The organism is Coprococcus sp. AM11-30B (assembly GCF_027674365.1).
GTDB lineage: Bacteria > Bacillota > Clostridia > Lachnospirales > Lachnospiraceae > Allocoprococcus > Allocoprococcus comes.
Genome location: NZ_JAQDVB010000003.1, coordinates 151,560 through 171,833, shown reverse-complemented (window position 1 = coordinate 171,833; position 20,274 = coordinate 151,560). Strand labels below are relative to the sequence as shown.

Sequence of the window (20,274 nt, the reverse complement as noted above, 5' to 3'; positions counted from 1 at the left end):
GAAAAATAGTATTAAATCAGGTTAGGAGAACAATGGACGAGAAAATATTAACAGTAACTGTCCCAAGTTACAATGTGCAGGCATATCTGGAAGACTGTCTGGAATCCTTTGTGAATTCTGAAGTCATGGATGATATTGAAGTTTTGATCGTGAATGATGGTTCCAGCGATGATACTGCAACAATTGCGGAAAGATATGTTTCAAAGTATGAAAATACGTTCCGGTTGATCAATAAAGAAAACGGCGGACATGGTTCCACCATCAACACAGGAGCTCGTGAGGCAAGAGGAAAATATTTTAAAGTTGTTGATGGAGATGACTGGGTAGACACCAGAAGCTTCATCCGACTGGTGAAACTTTTAAAAGAAATTGATGCTGATATCGTTGCATCGAATTATACCTGGATCAACCATACGACACGGCTGCCGGAAAAGAGGCAGGAATATCCGTTTGAAAAAATCGAGTATAACAAGCTCTACCAGTTTGAGGAGATTGTTGGTAAGACCATCATAGATATGCATGCCACGACTGTGAAGACGGAGCTTTTCAGGAAAGCAAATGAACAGATTGATGAACACACTTTTTATGTAGATGTAGAGTTTATTGCATTTCCGATTCCTTACGTGAAGACAGTATATTTTATGGAAGACCCTGTTTACCAATATCGTCTGGGACTTCCGGGACAAAGTATGTCCATTGAAAAGATGCAGAAGAATCTGAAGAATCATCTGCGGGTTCTTATGCGGCTCAATCAGTACTGCAAAAAAGTCGAGAAGACGGCTCCAAAGGCAAATCTGGAGTATATCAGGGAATTGACAGCAACAATCCTTACCAGTCAGATGAAAATTTATATCAGCTTTCCTCTGAAGAATGGTATGCGAAAAGAAGCAATGAAATTAGATGCATATTTTTATCATAAAAACAGAGAAGTGTATGACAGAGTAAAGAATCCGGCAGTGTTGTTTTTACGGAAAACAAGATATGCTGCATTCCCGTTAGCTGTACTTGCATTTAAAGGCCGAAGAGATTCATATTAAATTGGAGAAGAATAATGAGCGTAACAAGAGATAGGATAAATACATTTTTTAGATATAAAGATTTATTAAGAGAACTGGTAGTCAGAGACGTGAAATTAAAATACAGAAGAAGTTTTCTGGGATATGTGTGGAGTATTTTGAATCCGCTGCTGATCATGCTTGTAATGACACTGGTATTTTCCCAAATGTTCCAGCGCGGAATCGAAAACTTTCCGGTTTACCTGCTGACAGGTCAGGCATTATTTGATTTTATGAATAATGCAACCCATATGTCTATGTATTCTGTGTTGGATAATGGAGCTTTGATCAAGAAAATATATGTACCTAAATATATTTTTACCTTATCAAAAGTAACAAGTTCCCTGATCGACCTTATTTTTTCAATGGGAGCATTGATTCTGGTTATGCTGATCACCAGAGCACCGTTTTCACCATATATCCTGCTTTTTCCATTGGTAGTGATTCCGCTGTATATCTTTGTATGCGGATTGGGCTTTTTCCTTTCTGCTGCGAATGTTTTCTTTCGAGATATTCAGTATATCTACAATGCCATCACAGTAGCATGGATGTATGTAACCCCAATGTTTTACCCGATCGAGCTGCTTCCGGACTGGCTCAGAAAGCTGGTAGAATACTGTAATCCAATGTTTTATTATATCCAGTTCTTCAGAGATCTTGTTTTATACAGACATTTTACAACTCCAAGAATCTTTATTGGTTGCTGGGTAATGGCTTTTATCATGCTGTCAATTGGACTTGGTGTATTTAAGAAAACACAGGATAACTTCATTTTATATATCTAGGAGAAGGGCGAATGAGCGAAGAATATATTGTAGATGTTGATAACCTGACGATTCGGTTCAACATGGCATCTGAAAAGGTAGATAACCTGAAAGAATATGTGATCAAACTGATCAAACACGAATTGATGTTCCAGGAATTTCTTGCGTTAAAAGATGTCAATTTAAAAGTAAAAAGAGGAGAGGCGTGGGGACTGATCGGAACAAACGGATCCGGAAAGTCAACGCTTTTAAAAGCCTGCTGTGGAATTTTAAAACCATACAAAGGTTCAGTTACTACAAAAGGGACCATTGCACCGTTGATTGAATTGGGTGCCGGGTTTGATATGAATATGACGGCTAGAGAAAATGTGTTTTTGAATGGAACTGTACTTGGACATTCAAGAAAATTTATGGAAGAGCATTTTGATGAAATTATTGAATTCGCAGAATTGCAGGATTTCTTGGATGTTCCGATTAAGAATTTTTCCTCTGGTATGCAGGCAAGACTTGGATTTGCAATAGCTACCATGGTGAGACCGGATATTCTCGTGGTTGATGAAATCTTATCCGTTGGTGATTACCAGTTCCAGCAGAAATGTTATGAGAGAATGGGGCAGATGTTGAGTGGAGGAACAACTCTGTTATATGTTTCTCATGATATAAATTCTGTCAGACAGTTATGTGATCATGCTATTTGGATTGACAAAGGAAATGTTCGAATGAGTGGTCTGGTAGAAGAAGTAACAACTGAATATATGCATATGAATCAGTAAGTGGTGAAAAGCATGATATTACAAAAAATTGTATGGAATCAACAGTCTGTTGAGGAACCAGAATTATACTATAAATTAAAAAACGGAATTAAGTCAGAGAGTGGAATATTGCTTAATGCAGGTGGTGAAGCAGATTTCTTGACATATATGAATATTTTTTCTGCTGAAAAATGGAGAAAGTATACAGGTATTCAATCGGTTTGTGTGTCTGTTAATTTTAAAGGAAAAATAAAGGTTGTCATATATGCCTTATCCTGCAAGAATAAAAAAGTATGTTCGAAGATAATTATGCAATTTCCAATGGAAAGCAAAGGCGAAGATTCCGTGAATACTCCAATATTTGCTTTACCGGAGAGTGGAGTAGTAGGTGTATCCATAATCGCTGAGGAGGATACAGCCCTCTATGCAGCAAGTTATATGACTGATGAAGAGAGGGAAAAGAAGGAAGTTAAAATAGGAATAGGCATTTGTACTTTCAAACGTGAGAAGTATGTTGAGCGAAATATGAAAGTATTAAAAGAAAATTTGCTTAACAATGAGAATGCCTTATCTTATGGACATTTGTCGGTATGCATATCCGATAATGGCGGTACATTAGTAAGAGAAAAAATCGAGGATGAACATATTCGCATTGTTAAGAATAAAAACCTTGGTGGAGTGGGTGGATTTACCAGAACTATGTTCGAACATATGCGAGATGATAGTATTACACATGTTTTATTGATGGATGACGATGCAGTGATTTCTCCTGAAGCGATAGAACGAACTTATACATTATTGACCCTGCTTAAAGAGAAATATAGAATGGCAGTAATCGGAGGCTCATTATTAAGAGAAGATTTGCCAACTCTGCAGTATGAATGTGGTGCCTGCTGGAATGATGGTGATATTGTTGCGAATAACCATAATTTTGACATGACACAATTAAAAAATGTTGTGATAAATGAGCAGATTCAAAAAGCAGAGTATACAGGCTGGTGGTATTCGTGTATTCCGGTTCCGTTTATTAAGGAAATGCATTATCCTTTGCCGTTTTTTATCCATAGAGATGATATAGAATATGGATTGAGGGCAAAGGGGCAGTTTATTTTCTTAAATGGAATAACGATCTGGCATGAAGCTTTTGAAAATAAATTACCTGGTTTCCTGGAGTATTATGATGTCAGAAATCTGGCAATTACGAATGCAATCCATAATCCGCAGTTTGCTGCAAAGGATTTTAAAAAGATGCTTTTCGTGCAGGTCAGCAGTAATATCGGAAAATACAGATATAAATATGTGGATCTGAATTTGAAAGGTGCGGTTGATTTTTTAAGAGGTTTTAAGTGGTTTTATAATTCGGATACCTTAGGTGTGCATGATGGATTAAAAAAATATAATTATCAGTCTATGTCGGCAGAAGAATTTATAGGACATAATGGAATCAGGTCGGAAGATATGGATCCATGTGGTAGACCGGAGGCTGAACCACCGTGTAAATTAAAACGAATATTGATCATGTTGTCAATGAATGGTCATTTCCTGCCTGCATATAAAAACAGAGCGACAAAAGTAGCCAGACCAAATCCGAATATTTATGACTTGTTCCGCTGCAATGAGGTTGTGTATGCTGATGCAGCAGGAAATGCAATTTGTGTGAAGCGGAGCAGGATAGAACTACTAAAAGCATATATAAAAATGTTGAAAGTATTTCGATTAATAGATTTGCATTATGACAAGGTTTGTGAAGAATATAGAAAAAATCATTCGAAACTTGAAAGCAAGGATTTTTGGAGCAGTTATTTAGAGTTAAAAGAAGTACAAAATAAGGAGATGTAAACAATGGAGTTAAAATTACAAAGTATTCTATTTCCAGATAAAGAAGAATATACAGATAATGCCGATCTTTTTTATAAGGGTGGATTAGGAATCCGTGATGCTGAAGAAAAATGTTTTGTATTTTCAAAATATAGTGCATGTGATTTTGGGGCATATTTAAATGCCTTTTCTATGAAAAAATGGAAAAAACATACAAAAATCGGCAGAACGATGTTAAAGCTTGTAATTAAAGGTGACTTTGAACTGGTTCTGTCCGGATATCATAGAATTGAAAATTCGGCAAAAAGAAACGTTTTGTTAAAGAAAGAATACCATTGTGATCAAAAAGCAGAAATTATTGTTGATATTCCATCAAATAAGGACACATTGGTTGCATTTGAACTGCGTATGTATTCAGAGTGCTGTGTATATGGTGGCGGTTATTACGCTGAGGTAAATGAAAGTGATTTCAATGAAGTGAGACTTTCAATCGCAACGACAACATTTAAAAAAGAAGACTTTATTCGTAAAAATGTTAAAATGATCAAGGATGAAATTTTAACTCAGGATGATATCATTGGAAAAAATGTTTATCTTCACATCGTTGATAATGATGAGGGTCGAGTATTGTCGGCGGAAGAATTTGAAGGTCCGCATATTTATTATCACAGAAATAAAAATGTAGGCGGTTCAGGTGGATTTACACGAGGAATGATCGAATCTATTCGCCAGAAACCAAAGGCGACTCATGTATTATTGATGGATGATGATGTTGTTGTTTTATCAGAAAGTATAAAAAGAACATATTTATTATTGTTACTGGCAAAAGAAAAATATAAAGATTATATTATCAGTGGTGCCATGCTTTGTTATGAAGAGATGGATGTTTTCCATGAAGATGTGGGATTTTTAGGAGTAGATGGAGGACAGAATTCTTCAAAAGGTCATGGAAAAATTGTAGAGATGGCTGAAATGCTTCAAAAAGAGGAAGCAAAAACGAAAAAGGCTGATTCCTATGCTGGCTGGTGGTATTGTTGTGTACCGGTAACAATGATCGAGAAAAACGGATTTGCATTACCATTGTTTATCCGTGTTGATGATACGGAATTCAGTTTCCGTAATAATGCTAAATTTATTACCATGAACGGTATTTGCGTATGGCATATGGGCTTTACTTTAAAGTTCAATTATTTCATGGAATATTATCAAGTATTCCGTAACTTTTTGATTGAAGAGGCATGTAATCCGTCCAGAAACAGAAGAGAACGTATCTGGAAACGTTTTAATGGTATGTTTTTAACGGAAATACTGCGCTTTAATTATGATGCTGCAGAAATCATTGTTGATGCAATCAGAGATTATTTAAAAGGACCTGCTTTTATTGAAGCGGAAAAATGTCAGGAACGATTAAAAACAATGTCCGCAAAAAATGCAAATATGGCAGATCTTGCAGAATTTGATGAATATGGGGTGGATATTGATTCTATTTATCAAACAGATCACAGAAGTCTGAAGGATACCATTTTTTATCGTCTGACTTTTAATGGACAGTTTTTATGGCCAAAAAAATGGTTACGGAAAGGGCCGGCGGCGGTTGCTCATGACTGGTTCTATAATCCACAGAGACAATGCCTTGTAGATAGTGTCATTGCGATTAATCCAAATGCATATACTGCAGAAATTAGATATCTGGATAAGAAAAAATTCAGACAGGTCATGAAATACTATCTTGAAACAGTGAAGCGTTATAAAAAAATTCACAAAGAAGTAGATAAAGCGTATTATAACAGAAGAAAATATTTGACATCTTATAAGTTCTGGAAAGAGTATTTAGAATTAGAAAAGTATCAATAAAGATCTAAAATTTATGAAGAAAGAAGTTTTTTTATGAAAAACATGCATATCGCTTTCTCTCCTCCGGATATCACAGAGGAGGAGATAGCAGAAGTTGTGGATACTTTAAGAAGTGGCTGGATCACCACCGGACCAAAGACGAAGCTCTTTGAAAAGAAGCTGGCCGAGTATATGGGAACTAACCGGGTTGTTTGCCTGAATTCAGCCACAGCCTGTCTGGAGATGACTTTGCGTCTTCTGGGAATCGGACCTGGAGATGAAGTGATCACGACAGCCTATACCTATAGTGCCTCAGCAAGTGTTGTCTCACATGTGGGCGCAAAACTGGTTTTGATTGATGTGGCGAAAGATTCCTATGAGATGGATTATGAAAAACTGGCAGACGCTATCAATGAAAAGACGAAAGTCATAATTCCGGTAGATCTTGCCGGAATTATGTGTGACTATGATAAGATATTTGAAATTGTAGAAGCAAAGAAATCACTTTTCCATCCGGCAAATGAACTTCAGGAGAAGTTTGGCAGAGTGATTGTGGTGGCAGATGCTGCACATGCATTTGGCGCAGAGCGAAAAGGAAAGAAATGTGGACAGGCTGCAGATTTCACAAGCTTTTCCTTCCATGCAGTAAAGAATCTTACCACAGCGGAAGGAGGAGCAGTCACATGGCGCCCGATTGAAGGTGTGGATGATGATGACATTTATAAAAAATATATGCTCTTTTCACTGCATGGCCAGTCCAAGGATGCGCTTGCTAAGACGCAGCTTGGCGCATGGGAGTATGATGTTGTGGCACCTTATTTCAAATGCAATATGACCGATATCATGGCTTCTATTGGATTGGTACAGTTAAAGCGCTATGATGCATTATTGGCACGTCGTCGGGAAATCATAGGAATGTATGATAAAGCACTGGAAAGTCTTCCTGTGAGTGTACTGAATCATTTTGATACAGATCATAAGTCCAGCGGACATTTGTATCTGATCCGTGTTCAGGGAAAAATGCGGGAAGAGTGTAATGAGATCATTACGAAAATGGCAGAGCATGGCGTAGCAACGAATGTGCATTACAAACCGTTACCGTTGTTATCTGCATACAAAAATATGGGATTTGATATTAAAGATTATCCAAATGCTTATGCTTTATTTGAAAATGCAATTACATTACCGCTTCATACGAAACTTACCGATGAAGAGGTAAAATACGTGACAGATGTATTAAAGGAATGCATCGGATAGGAATGCTGTATGAGAAAATGGGAAGAACTTCCGAAGTTTATGAGAACGGACGAAGTAAAAAAATATTATGATATCCTGATCAGACATGAAAAAGAATTAAAATTAAAACGTTATTTTGACATTCTGCTTTCGATGATTTTGCTTGTCATTTTATCACCGATCATGTTAGTTATAAGTATTGCAATCAAGCTGGATTCACCGGGACCGGTAATTTACAGACAGGTTCGTGTAACACAGTACGGAAAGAAATTTTACATTTTAAAATTTCGTACTATGGTACAGAATGCAGACAAGATGGGAACTCAGATCACGATCAGTCAGGATGCAAGACTGACCCGTGTTGGAAAAGTGATCAGGGGATGCAGGATTGATGAATTTCCGCAGCTTATCAATGTACTTCGCGGAGAGATGAGTTTCGTCGGAACCAGACCGGAAGTTGTGAAATATGTGAAGGGTTATACGAAGGAAATGTATGCTACGCTTCTACTTCCGGCAGGAATTACTTCAAGAGCGAGTGTCTGCTATAAAGATGAAGGCGAGATGCTGGAACATGTAGAAGATGTCGATCACGCATATATTCATGAAGTGCTTCCGGAAAAGATGAGCTATAATCTGGAAGACCTGCGCAAATACAGTCTTTGGAGAGATTTTATGACAATGTTCATGACAGTTTTTGCGGTGTTGCGATAGGGCAAATTTATAGGAGAAGCATATGTTAGTATCAATTTGTACGATTGCGCGAAATGAAGAAGGATATCTTCCACATCTGCTGGATGATATTACAAAGCAGGATTTCCCGGCCGGACAGATCGAAGTTGTGATGGTAGACAGTGGTTCAAAAGATGGAACCAGAGGAATCATGGAAAACTTTGCAGAAAAAAATTCTCAGTTTTATAACTGCACTGTTACGGAGAATCCGGGAGATAACCAGGCATCCGGCTGGAATCAGGCAATCCGGACCTCAACGGGAGATATCATTATCCGGTTGGATGCCCATGGTCGTATTCCGACAGATTTTGTATCGAAAAATGTGGAATGCATGGAAAGCGGAGAAGATGTTACCGGAGGACCAAGACCAAATCTTCCGGAAAAGGACACACCGTGGCAGCGACTTCTTTTAAGTGCAGAAAGTTCAATGTTTGGAAGTGGGATTGCCGGTTTTCGCAGGAAAAATGAAAAGAAATACGTCAAGTCCATGTTTCATGCTGCTTATCGCAGGGAAGTATTTGAAAAAGTAGGCCTTTTCAATGAGAATCTTGGAAGGACAGAAGATAATGAAATGCATTACCGCATTCGCAAGGCGGGATACCGTCTGTGTTATGATCCACAGATCCATTCCTGGCAGTATGTGAGAAGTTCCGTTCCGGGAATGATGAAACAGAAATATGGAAATGGAGAATGGGTAGCGAGAACCTTAGGCGTGTGTCCGGGATGCCTTAGCATTTATCATTTTGTGCCATTTGCATTTGTACTTGCGATTATCGTAACAACGATTCTGGCAGCGGTGAAAAAGCCATTTCTTGCAATCACCATGTGGATCACATACTGGTGTGGTGCAATCGGTATGGCAGTGCTTGCGGTCAAAAATGAAGCTAAACATATCTGTCAGCTTTTACTTCCGGGAATCTTCTTTTTACTCCATTTGAGTTATGGAGTGGGAAGTGTTGTGGGAATGACAAAGATGATAAAAGATAAATTCACAAAGAAATAAAGAGAGGAATTAGTGTTATGAAGTACGATTATTTAGTAGTTGGATCAGGATTATACGGAGCAGTCTTTGCCTATGAAGCAAAGAAAAAAGGAAAAACCTGCCTGGTAATTGACAAACGTCCGCATATTGGTGGAAATATTTACTGTGAAAATATTGAAGGGATCAATGTTCATAAATACGGAGCACATATTTTTCACACATCCAACAAAAAGGTTTGGGATTACATCAATCAGTTCGCAGAGTTCAATAATTACATTAACTCACCGGTAGCAATTTACAAGGATGAGCTTTACAATCTGCCGTTCAACATGAATACATTCAGCAAAATGTGGAATATCAAGACACCGCAGGAAGCAAAAGATATGATCGCAAAACAGGTTGCAGAGACTGGAATCACAGAGCCGAAGAACCTGGAAGAACAGGGATTATCTCTTGTAGGAAAAGATGTATTTGAGAAATTGGTAAAAGGTTATACCGAAAAACAGTGGGGACGTGCCTGCAAAGACCTTCCGGCATTCATCATCAAACGTTTACCGGTAAGATTTACATTTGACAACAACTATTTCAATGACAGATATCAGGGAATCCCGATCGGAGGATATACAAAGATCATTGAAAAGATGCTGGACGGAATCGAAGTAAAGACAGATACCGATTACTTTGAATTTATCAAAGAAAATCCGGATATCGCAGAGAAGACACTGTTTACCGGAATGATTGATGAATATTTCGGATACAAGCTTGGAGCACTGGAATATCGTTCGGTAAGATTTGAGACAGAAGTACTTGATACAGATAACTATCAGGGAAATGCAGTTGTGAACTATACAGAAAGAGAAGTTCCTTATACACGTATTATCGAACACAAGCATTTTGAATTTGGAAAACAGGAAAAAACTGTTATCTCCAAAGAGTATTCTTCCGAATGGAAAGTAGGAATGGAACCGTATTATCCGGTAAATAACGAACAGAACAATAGGCTGTTTGAAGAATATAGAAAGCTTGCAGAGCAGGAAAAGAATGTGATCTTTGGTGGACGTCTTGGAAATTATAAGTATTATGATATGGATAAGGTAATTGAGGCGGCACTGGAGATGGTGGCTGAGGAATTATAAAAGGTTTGGATAAATCAGGATATGTTGCAAAGCATATCCTGATTTAAACTGTCTGTAAAGAGAGGAAATAAAATGAATTGGATAAAGTAAATTAACAATAAGGTAGAGGGGAAATGGATAAATTCATCTTATGAATTCAAATGTAATTTATCAGAAATATTTTTTCTTGGAATTTATGCCGTATGGCTGGTTTTGACTTACAGCTGGACAACGATGGCACATATTCCGTGGCCACCTTTTTTTATTTCTGTGTTCAGATAGGGATTGGACTGGTAGTATTGTTCCGGTATATGGTGATGAGACCAGTGGATATAAAGAAAATATTATTTGTATTTCTGATTATTGGATCATTTGTAATTGCAAGGAGATATTCTGGAGCTGATGATTGCTTGAAACGGGATTATTGATTGCAGGATATACAGGAGTTATCACGAATTTGGTTTACCATAGGAGAGATCAGGTGCGGATGTCATTTGGGTTTATTTATCCTACAGATTTTGCGGCGGGCATTGTTTTTATGATAACAGCATGGATTGTACTCCGACAGGCAAGATGCACATGGATAGAAATTGGAATGATGATAATCAGTGTGGTTCTGTTTGAAAAATATTGTGATGTACGGAATAGTGAAATTGTAATGATGATTTTGATTATATGTGTTGTTTATTTGAAAATTAGAAACAAATTAGCTGCAAAGAAAGGAAAGGGATATATACCATCACTATTACTAAAAATTTTATGTCTGGTGGCACCATATGGTTTAGCTGGATTTATGATCTTAGTATCAAGATTTTATCGACCAGATATAGAATGGATGGCAAAATTAAATACTCTTTTTTCAACGAGACTTTCTTTAGGAAAAGAAGTTTTTGACAGGTATGATGTTCAGATATGGGGACAGGGCATTCCAATGCGTGGAAATGGAGGATCAACAGAAGTGGTAGCAGACTATTTCTTTATTGATAGTTCTTATGTGAATATTTTGATGAGGTTAGGACTGGTGGTATTTATACTGGTTATGCTGATTATTTCAATTATAATGATCAAAAACTTAAATCTTCCATATATGTTAATGGCTATGGCAATTGTCTGCATTCATTCAGTAATGGAGCATCATATATTTGAAGCGTATTATGATGTGTTTTTGATGCTTCCGTTTGCGAATTTTGATGTGAAGGATATCGGAAAAAGACAGAGAAAATGTGGAAATTGAGTGGGGATAAATGTTATGAAAACAAAAAGTACCAGACTGCAATATATAGATATAGCTAAAGGGATAGCAATGATCTGTATTATATTAGGCCATTTAGGAAATGCCAGTATTAATCGAATTGTGTTTACATTTCATGTTCCTATTTTTTTCTTTATTACAGGATATTTTACGAATAAGAAGCGCGATTTGAATGGTTTTATAAAAAATAAGGCAAAAACATTGCTTGTTCCATATATAATAACCAGCATAGTCATAATCATTATTGGAACGTTAAAGGGCGTATGGTGGAAAATGCTTTTGATGAATTTCAAAACTGGTGTTATGCAGCTTTATATGGGGCAGGTGATACATATACAGAGCCATTCTGGATACCGGGAATTGGTGCAATATGGTTTTTGTGGGCAACTTTCTGGGGGAGTATTTTCTTGAGAATATCGTTCAAGTTTGATAAATATATTAGATTGTTATTTATAGTGGGTTTGTTTGCAGTAGGATATTTTTCAAGAAGAATATTTTGGTTTCCTTTTAGCATACAGGCAGGAGCATGTGCTACAATGTTCATTTATATGGGATATCTCTGGAGGGGCGCAAAGACTAAAATTAGTGAGTTGCCAAAGGAAGTGAAAATCTTTTCAGTTCTTTTTGCACTACTTACTTGGATTTCATTTATAAAAAATTTCCAATTGTTCTGGTTAGTGCATTGTGATATTGGACGAGGGATAATAGATATTTTTGGCTGTATATGTGCATGTGTGATTGTTATTTTAATCTCCAAATTATTGAGTGTAGGACGAAATATATTGGTGGAAGTTTGGCATATCTTGGAAGATATAGTTTGTTGATATTGTGTGTGCATATTGTAGAACTTGATCTTCTTCCGTGGTGGCAGATAACAGAAAAATATGTTGTGAATGGAATGTCAGCAAATATTCAGTTGATTTTGATTATTGCCGGTAAAGTGCTTTTAGATTTAGGGGGTGCATTTGTTTTATCAAAGATTACTTTGGTTAGAAAAATTTTTGGCTTTAAAAACTAAGTGTAAGTTATTAAGCAATGACAGAATAAAACATTTTTTAGAATTTGTATTGCTTGTGAATATTGCAATTTTTTTATATTTATGCTTTACTATATTATGTATGTTTGCAAATACTAAGTAAAGGAAATGAAAGGAAAATGAAAAAACCAAAGATAAAGAGTATCGGATATGGATTTTATTGTATTCTAATGATCATAATATCGGTTCTTGGATTTATTCTTTATAATCTGGGAAACTGGGTATTAGACACGTGGGGGCTGTTGTCTATCGATGAAATTATTTTTCATCTGAAAGTACCGCTTGATGGGACAAACTCAGATGTAGTACTGGATGGGATCAATGCATGTGTACCATTGGCAGTATTAGTATTATTTTTATCTATTTTCCTGATTATAGGATTAAGGAATAAGCATGGAAAATGTATGATTGCGTTATTTCTTGTAGCTGTGATTGCCTGTGGAAGTGCAGGTGAAGCAGCTTGTAAAGTATATGATGAACTGGATGTAAAAGAATATCTTGCGAGTCAGAAGAAAGAATCGCATTTTATTGAACAGAATTATGTGGATCCACGTACAACGAAGATTACATTTCCAGAACAAAAAAGAAATCTGATTTATATTTATCTGGAGTCGATGGAATCCACTTATGCGTCAAAAGAAGATGGCGGTGGAATGGATTTCAACTGTATTCCGGAATTGACGACTCTTGCAGAAGAAAATACTAATTTTTCCAATTCAGATAAATTGGGTGGTGGATATCCTGCGTATGGATGCACATGGACGATGGGAGGAATTTTCGCCCAGACATCTGGAATTCCAATAAAAAATACAGAAGATATTAGAAATGTGAATGAAGATATTAATGATACGTTAGCGCAGCAGACATCCTTTTCTTCAAAAGCAAAAAATTTAGAAGATATTTTATCAGAAGAAGGATATAATCAATATTTTATGATTGGATCAGATGCTACTTTTGGAGGAAGAAGAACATACTTTGAGAGCCATGGTAAAACAGAAATATTTGATTATACTACGGCGGTAGAAGAAGGAAAAATCCCAGAAGGTTATTGGGTATGGTGGGGGTATGAAGACAAAAAGTTATTTGAAAATGCAAAAGAAAAGTTAAGCGAAATAGGAATAAAGGATGAGCCATTTAATTTTACGATGTTGACGGTAGATACACATTTTGAAGACGGATATGTATGTGAGCAGTGCCAAAATGAATTTGGAGATAATCGATACGCAAATGTAATGGCATGTTCAAGCAGACAGGTTGATGCATTTGTTAAATGGATTCAGAAACAGCCGTTTTATGAGAACACAACAATTATAATAAGTGGGGATCATTTAACAATGGATTCTGATTTTTGTAATGATGTGAGTAACGATTATGAGAGAAGTGTATATAATGCATTTATAAATTTACCAGAAAATCTTGATACTTCTTTTGAAAAAACACATAATCGAGAATTTTCTACAATGGATATGTTTCCAACGACACTTGCAGCATTGGGAGCAGAGATTACAGGAGAGAAACTTGGTCTTGGTGTGAATTTATTTTCAGGTGTGGAGACTCTTACAGAACACTGCGGAAGAGAAAAATTAGATAAGGAACTGAAAAAGAAATCTACATTCTACGATATGCTGATTAACGATGTAGATATTAACATTTTGAAAAAGAAAAGAGCTGAAGAGGCTGAAAACCAGCAGGAGGAAAATACCGATAATCAGGACCAGCCAATGAATCAGCCAGATGCAGGTGTAGATACAAGTGGTATTGAAACGCCGGATGCATGGCAGGGGTATACGCAGGATAATTATCAGTATAATTATAATGACGGATCGAATGATTACTGGTATGACGGAGGAAATTCCTGGGACAATTCATGGAATGGAGGATATGATGATAATACTTATGTAGAACCAACACCAACGCCGGAACCAACTCCAGCTCCAACGCCGGAACCGACTCCAGTTCCAACGCCGGAACCGGATCCAGCGCCAGATCCGGAACCGGATCCAACACCAACCCCGGATCCTGGTGGAGGCGCAGAAAGCGAAGCAGGCGGAACAACTGAAAATGCAAATTAGAGAAGAACTCCGGTTTATGCCGGGGTTTTTCTTCGGATAAATAAAGCAGAACGGAGTTGTCCGTAAATTGATACAATGGGAATTTCTACAAACAAGTAGACATTTCCCCATAAAAAGTGTAAGATAGAATCTAAGAGTATTTATACTTACAATTAATATGGTTAGAAAGAGGAAAGTACATGAAGATGAAGTTTACGAAAAAAATAGCGACAATTCTTTTGTCTGTATGTCTGATCGTACCATGTTTTTCTGTGATGGCGCTAGCTGCAAATGGTGTGATATTCTTTTCTGATCTTGAGACAAGTGTCGGGGATGAATTTACGATCACAGGTACAGCAGTTGTCAGCGGAGATGTAATCGGAGACGCGACGATTCATATGACTTACGATCCTTCTTATATGCGATTTGAAGAGGGAGACGGAGTGAATGCAGACACGGATGGTAATCTGACATTTAAAGGTTCAGGTGACGGAAGTAGTGACCGGATTGAGTTTACAATGAAATTCCAGGCTCTCCAGGAAGGAAGTACAAGACTTGAACAGGGAGATGCGACGGTTACAGACAGCGCTGGATCAAGTGTGGCATGTGAAGAAGGATATGCGGATGTTACGATCGGAGCAGGAGATCCGAGCAAGATCAAGGATGTTGCGAGTGGAACAAGTGTCACGATTGATGGTCAGGAGTATACCTTATCCGGTGATTTCTCAGACAGCATGATTCCAGCTGGATTTACAGCAGGAGAGATTACTTATAATGATTCGACGTATAAAGGTGCTGTGCAGGAAAAGACAGGACTTCAGATGGCTTACCTGGTAGACGGTGATGGAAAAGGCGATTTCTGGATGTATGATTCATCTGACAGCAGCTTCTCACCGGCAGAACAGGTTGTGATTTCAGATACTTATTCTATCGTAATTTTTGATGCAGGCAGTAAAGTGTCTATGCCATCAAAGTATTCAAAAGGAAATCTGGAGATCAACGGCAAGACTTTTGAAATCTGGGATGAACCGGACCGCGATGGTTTCTATGTATTATATGCAGTAAATAATGACGGTGAAGAATCCCTCTATTTATATGACTCTGTAGAGCATACTTATCAGAGAATGGAGACTCCGAAGTCTGCGACTACACCGGATAAGAAGAGTGCAAGCAAGTTTGACGCAATTTTAGAAAAGATTTCCGATCATCTGATCTGGTTTGTAGCAGCGGCAGCAGTTATCGTTATTCTTCTGGTAATCTTCCTTCTTGTTTCCGTTGTGAAGTTACATAACCGCAACAGAGAGTTGGATGATCTGTATGATGAATATGAACTGGACGATGAGCCGCAACGTAATCCGGTAAAACCGATCCAGCCTGTTAAGGCAGAAAAGAAATCACAGTTCAAAAAGAGACAGGATGATGATTTCGAAGATGATTATGACGACTTCGATGATGATTTCGACGATGATGATTATTATGATGATGACTTCGACGATGATTATGATGACGAAGGAATAAGTGATGATACTCGCAGCGTTGATGAGTTTGATGACTATTTTGATGATGACGACTTTGATTCGTTCGATGATTATAATATCAAGAAAGAAAAGCGTAAAAAAGGTGATACTTTCGAAATGGATTTTATTGATCTGGATTAGGATTAAGGAGAAAGGCGGGGATGACGATTGTTATTCCCGCTTATTCTTTACAAAAAGTCCCATGTTTGCTACAATGTAACGAAAAGAGTAAAATTTATTTTCGCAAAAAAGACTGGAGGATATAGATAAATGTGTGGAATCGTAGGATATGTTGGATCGCAGCAGGCGGCTCCGATCTTACTGGATGGACTGTCAAAGCTGGAGTATCGTGGATATGATTCAGCAGGACTTGCTGTTCGTAATGGAACAGAAGAGACAGAAGTTATCAAGGCGAAAGGCCGTTTGAAAGTACTGTTTGAGAAGACCAATGGTGGTGCAGCCGTTCCGGGAACTTGTGGAATCGGTCACACCAGATGGGCAACACACGGGGAACCGTCAGAGAACAATGCGCATCCGCATATGAGTGACGATGGCAATGTAGTTGCTGTACACAACGGTATTATTGAAAACTATCAGGAGTTAAAGAACAAGCTGCTCCGCAAAGGATATACATTCTACTCTGAGACGGATACAGAGGTTGCTGTTAAGCTGATCGATTATTATTATAAAAAGTATGAAGGAACACCGGTAGATGCGATCAACCATTCTCTGGTCCGTATTCGTGGATCTTATGCGCTTGCTGTGATGTTCAAGGATTATCCGGAAGAAATTTATGTGGCAAGAAAAGACAGTCCGATGATTCTTGGCGTAGGAGATGGAGAGAGTTTTATTGCATCAGATGTGCCGGCTATTTTGAAATATACAAGAAATGTATACTATATTGGCAACCTGGAGATGGCAAAGGTCAGCAAAGAGGAAATTACCTTCTACAATCTGGATGGTGAAGAAATCCAGAAGGAGATGAAGACCATCGAATGGGATGCGGAAGCAGCTGAAAAAGCCGGTTATGAGCATTTTATGATGAAAGAGATCCATGAGCAGCCAAGAGCGGTTAAGGATACTCTGAATTCTGTATTAAAAGACGGAAAGTTTGATCTGACAGATATCGGATTAGCGGAAGAGGATATCCGGAGAACAAGCCAGATTTACATTGTAGCATGTGGTTCTGCTTACCATGTAGGTGTGGTGGCACAGTATGTGATCGAGGATCTGGTGAAGATTCCTGTTCGTGTGGAGCTGGCTTCTGAATTCCGTTACCGTAAGCCAATTCTGGATCCAAATGGTCTGGTGATCATTATCAGCCAGTCAGGAGAGACCGCAGACAGTCTTGCAGCGCTCCGTGAGACAAAAGCACAGGGAATCCGTACACTTGGAATTGTCAATGTAGTCGGATCTTCTATTGCAAGAGAAGCGGATAAGGTATTCTATACTCTTGCAGGACCGGAGATCTCTGTGGCAACAACGAAAGCGTACAGTACACAGCTGATGGCTTCTTACATCCTTGCAATTGAGTTTGCCAAAGTAAAAAATACAATCACTGAAGAGCAGTATGAAAATTATATTGCCGAATTACAGGCAATCCCGGAGAAGATTGAAAAGATTATTGAAGATAAAGAAAGAATCCAGTGGTTTGCAGCAAAGCAGGCAAACGCAAAGGACGCATTTTTTGTCGGACGTGGAATTGATTATGCAATCTGTATGGAAGGCAGCCTGAAGATGAAAGAGATCAGTTACGTTCATTCAGAGGCATATGCAGCGGGAGAACTCAAGCACGGAACCATTTCTCTGATAGAGGATGGAACGCTTGTGATCGGTGTGCTGACACAGCCGGAATTATATGAAAAGACGATCAGCAACATGGTAGAGTGCAAGAGCCGTGGTGCATATCTGATGGGACTTACAACTTATGGCAATTACAGCATTGAGGATACTGCTGATTTTGTGGTTTACATTCCGAAGACAGATGAGCATTTTGAGGCATCGCTTGCAGTGATTCCGCTGCAGCTGATGGGATATTATGTATCCGTTGCAAAGGGACTGGATGTAGATAAGCCGCGTAATCTGGCGAAATCTGTAACGGTTGAATAAAGTGATGCAAGAAGTTCCAGCGGAATTTCCTGTTGAATAAACGAGATGGACGACATAAAAATGTGCCGTTCATCTTTTTTTTCATATTTTATCACACTTTCATCACAATTATGGGCTAAACTCTTAACTATAGAAAAGGAAAAGAAAGGAGTCTTGAATGATGGACAATCAGTACAATTATTACAGACCAGATTCAGATGAAAATAGAGGAGCAGGCAATCAGCAGGGATTCGGAGCAGGACCACAGAAGGATCCGAGGACTTCAAAGCCGAAAAAAGGTTACATGAAAAAAGTAGCACTTGTTGTAGGAGCAGCCGTATTATTTGGGGCAGTCGGCGGTGTGACGATGCAGGGAACCAGTTATCTGACTGGTAAGCTGCTTGGAAAGAATACAAAGAGTACCGTAGGCACAACAAAGACTGTATCGAACGCAAAGCTTACAACATCTACCAGTACAGTGACATCTGATGTATCAGATATCGTTGAAAATACACTTCCATCAATTGTTTCTATTACCAATATGAGCGTACAGGAAGTACAGAATTTCTTCGGAGGAATCAGCCAGCAGGAGAGTGAAAGCGCCGGATCCGGTATCATCATCAGCCAGAATGATTCAGAACTCCTGGTTGTTACCAATAACCATGTTGTAGAAGGAAGCGATACACTTACTGTTACATTTAATGATGGTAACAGCGTGGAAGCGCAGATTAAAGGAACAGATTCCGCAAGGGATCTTGCAGTCGTAGCTGTTCCGCTTGATAAAATTTCAGACGATACAATGAATGCGATTAAGGTTGCAACACTTGGAGATTCAGATTCTCTGAAGGTTGGAGAACCTGCTATTGCAATCGGTAATGCGCTTGGCTATGGGCAGTCTGTTACAACTGGTATCGTCAGTGCAACCGGACGAACAATTGATGGATTTGACGGAGAATACATCCAGACAGATGCAGCAATCAACCCTGGTAACAGTGGTGGAGCTCTTCTGAATGCAAATGGTGAGGTAATCGGTATCAACTCTGCAAAGATCAACAGCTCGGCAGTAGAGGGTATGGGATTTGCGATTCCGATCTCAGATGCAAGTGATGTTATCCAGAATCTGATGAATAAAGAGACAAGAAGCAAGGTTTCAGATGAAGAAAGAGGATATCTTGGAATCAAGGGATACGATGTATCTGAAGAAGGTGCACAGATGTACAATATGCCGACCGGTGTTTATGTCAAAGAAGTTATGAGTGGTGGCGGAGCTGAGAAAGCCGGTCTTACAAAAGGATCGATCATTACTGGTTTTGAGGGAAGTTCCATCAGCAGTATGAGCTCTCTTCAGGAACAGCTTCAGTATTATAAAGCCGGGGAAGAGGTAACACTTACTGTACAGATCCCGGATAAGAATGGTGAATATACAGAGAAAGATATCAAGGTTACACTTGGTAAAAATTCATAAAATGATGTGAACACGCCGTTTTATGGGAGTATGAGGTGTTCGAGGATTGCGGGAATTGCATAGCAATGGAGCAATCCGGTTACATCATAAAATACTAAAGAAAGATGCCGTCAGATCAGAAATGGTCTGGCGGCATTATTGATGTTACGACCTGTTTGAAACGGAAACGGGCATCAGATTATACCGAATGCAAAAGTCAGAACCCTTTTTAAAAAATTACCATACAATAATATTGCAGATATAAGAAAGGGGAGCCAAAACAATGCAAAATTGCAGAAATAATAATCCATATATGAGACGTGCAAATTGTGGGTGTGGCAATAATAACAATAGCTGTAATAGTAATTCATGTATGGCGAACAATGATGGAAGAAATCCATCGATGGCAGTACCTGTTTACCGAGAACGATCTGGATGTAGCGACCGGGATGATGCGTTAGATGGAATGCCGATCGCAATGGCTTATGTGCCATGGCAGAGCTGGAGACACATATACGAAGCCGGAAAAGGATTCCACAGAGGAACCATATTCGAAGAGCTTGATCTTCCGTTTAAGGGGAAAGGAGGATGTAATGCATGAA

The 20,274-nt window shown here is 38.4% G+C and carries 17 protein-coding genes; all 17 read left to right on the top strand.

What is annotated here, in order from left to right:
* Positions 1–32 precede the first annotated feature (32 nt).
* The 17 genes from PGU50_RS02810 to PGU50_RS02730 all read left to right on the top strand — a co-directional run bounded on the left by PGU50_RS02810 (position 33) and on the right by PGU50_RS02730 (position 20,273).
* A complete protein-coding gene (locus PGU50_RS02810) occupies positions 33–1,037 on the top strand; it encodes a glycosyltransferase family 2 protein (RefSeq protein ID WP_022220080.1) in 1,005 nt (334 codons plus the stop codon).
* Positions 1,038–1,051: 14 nt separating this feature from the next.
* Positions 1,052–1,840: an ABC transporter permease gene (locus tag PGU50_RS02805; protein ID WP_022220079.1), complete on the top strand. Its 789-nt coding sequence runs from the start codon at positions 1,052–1,054 to the stop codon at positions 1,838–1,840.
* Between the two features lie 11 nt (positions 1,841–1,851).
* Positions 1,852–2,592, top strand: coding sequence for an ABC transporter ATP-binding protein (locus PGU50_RS02800; RefSeq protein ID WP_055156532.1), 741 nt, complete (start codon positions 1,852–1,854; stop codon positions 2,590–2,592).
* A 12-nt stretch (positions 2,593–2,604) separates the two neighbouring features.
* The gene (locus PGU50_RS02795; RefSeq protein WP_270246088.1) at positions 2,605–4,410 is read left to right on the top strand and encodes a glycosyltransferase; all 1,806 of its coding nucleotides are present in this window, start codon (positions 2,605–2,607) and stop codon (positions 4,408–4,410) included.
* Between the two features lie 3 nt (positions 4,411–4,413).
* Positions 4,414–6,243 (top strand): glycosyltransferase family 2 protein, encoded by a 1,830-nt coding sequence (locus tag PGU50_RS02790; protein WP_117835299.1) that lies wholly within the window; start codon positions 4,414–4,416, stop codon positions 6,241–6,243.
* Positions 6,244–6,285: 42 nt separating this feature from the next.
* Positions 6,286–7,479, top strand: coding sequence for a DegT/DnrJ/EryC1/StrS family aminotransferase (locus tag PGU50_RS02785; protein ID WP_055156569.1), 1,194 nt, complete (start codon positions 6,286–6,288; stop codon positions 7,477–7,479).
* 9 nt (positions 7,480–7,488) lie between these two features.
* Entirely contained in the window at positions 7,489–8,169 is a 681-nt protein-coding gene (locus PGU50_RS02780) for a sugar transferase (RefSeq protein WP_117556352.1), read from the top strand.
* Between the two features lie 22 nt (positions 8,170–8,191).
* The gene (locus PGU50_RS02775; RefSeq protein ID WP_117823974.1) at positions 8,192–9,190 is read left to right on the top strand and encodes a glycosyltransferase family 2 protein; all 999 of its coding nucleotides are present in this window, start codon (positions 8,192–8,194) and stop codon (positions 9,188–9,190) included.
* Between the two features lie 17 nt (positions 9,191–9,207).
* Positions 9,208–10,305, top strand: coding sequence for a UDP-galactopyranose mutase (gene glf, locus PGU50_RS02770; protein WP_117556348.1), 1,098 nt, complete (start codon positions 9,208–9,210; stop codon positions 10,303–10,305).
* 466 nt (positions 10,306–10,771) lie between these two features.
* Positions 10,772–11,518 carry a hypothetical protein gene (locus PGU50_RS02765; protein ID WP_117835297.1) on the top strand — a complete coding sequence of 249 codons (747 nt, stop codon included), beginning with the start codon at positions 10,772–10,774 and terminating at the stop codon, positions 11,516–11,518.
* Positions 11,519–11,533: 15 nt separating this feature from the next.
* Positions 11,534–11,947 (top strand): acyltransferase family protein, encoded by a 414-nt coding sequence (locus PGU50_RS02760; RefSeq protein WP_201866714.1) that lies wholly within the window; start codon positions 11,534–11,536, stop codon positions 11,945–11,947.
* Between the two features lie 382 nt (positions 11,948–12,329).
* Complete coding sequence (locus tag PGU50_RS02755) at positions 12,330–12,554, top strand: hypothetical protein (protein WP_207659767.1); 225 nt, start codon at positions 12,330–12,332, stop codon at positions 12,552–12,554.
* A 137-nt stretch (positions 12,555–12,691) separates the two neighbouring features.
* On the top strand, positions 12,692–14,644 hold the full coding sequence (locus PGU50_RS02750) for an LTA synthase family protein (RefSeq protein ID WP_182420302.1): 1,953 nt from the start codon (positions 12,692–12,694) through the stop codon (positions 14,642–14,644).
* Between the two features lie 179 nt (positions 14,645–14,823).
* Positions 14,824–16,281: a hypothetical protein gene (locus tag PGU50_RS02745; RefSeq protein WP_117835296.1), complete on the top strand. Its 1,458-nt coding sequence runs from the start codon at positions 14,824–14,826 to the stop codon at positions 16,279–16,281.
* Positions 16,282–16,410: 129 nt separating this feature from the next.
* On the top strand, positions 16,411–18,249 hold the full coding sequence (gene glmS / locus PGU50_RS02740; RefSeq protein WP_117835294.1) for a glutamine--fructose-6-phosphate transaminase (isomerizing): 1,839 nt from the start codon (positions 16,411–16,413) through the stop codon (positions 18,247–18,249).
* 160 nt (positions 18,250–18,409) lie between these two features.
* Complete coding sequence (locus PGU50_RS02735; protein ID WP_117835292.1) at positions 18,410–19,693, top strand: S1C family serine protease; 1,284 nt, start codon at positions 18,410–18,412, stop codon at positions 19,691–19,693.
* A 262-nt stretch (positions 19,694–19,955) separates the two neighbouring features.
* Positions 19,956–20,273 (top strand): spore coat associated protein CotJA, encoded by a 318-nt coding sequence (locus PGU50_RS02730; protein ID WP_243002763.1) that lies wholly within the window; start codon positions 19,956–19,958, stop codon positions 20,271–20,273.
* Position 20,274 lies beyond the last annotated feature (1 nt).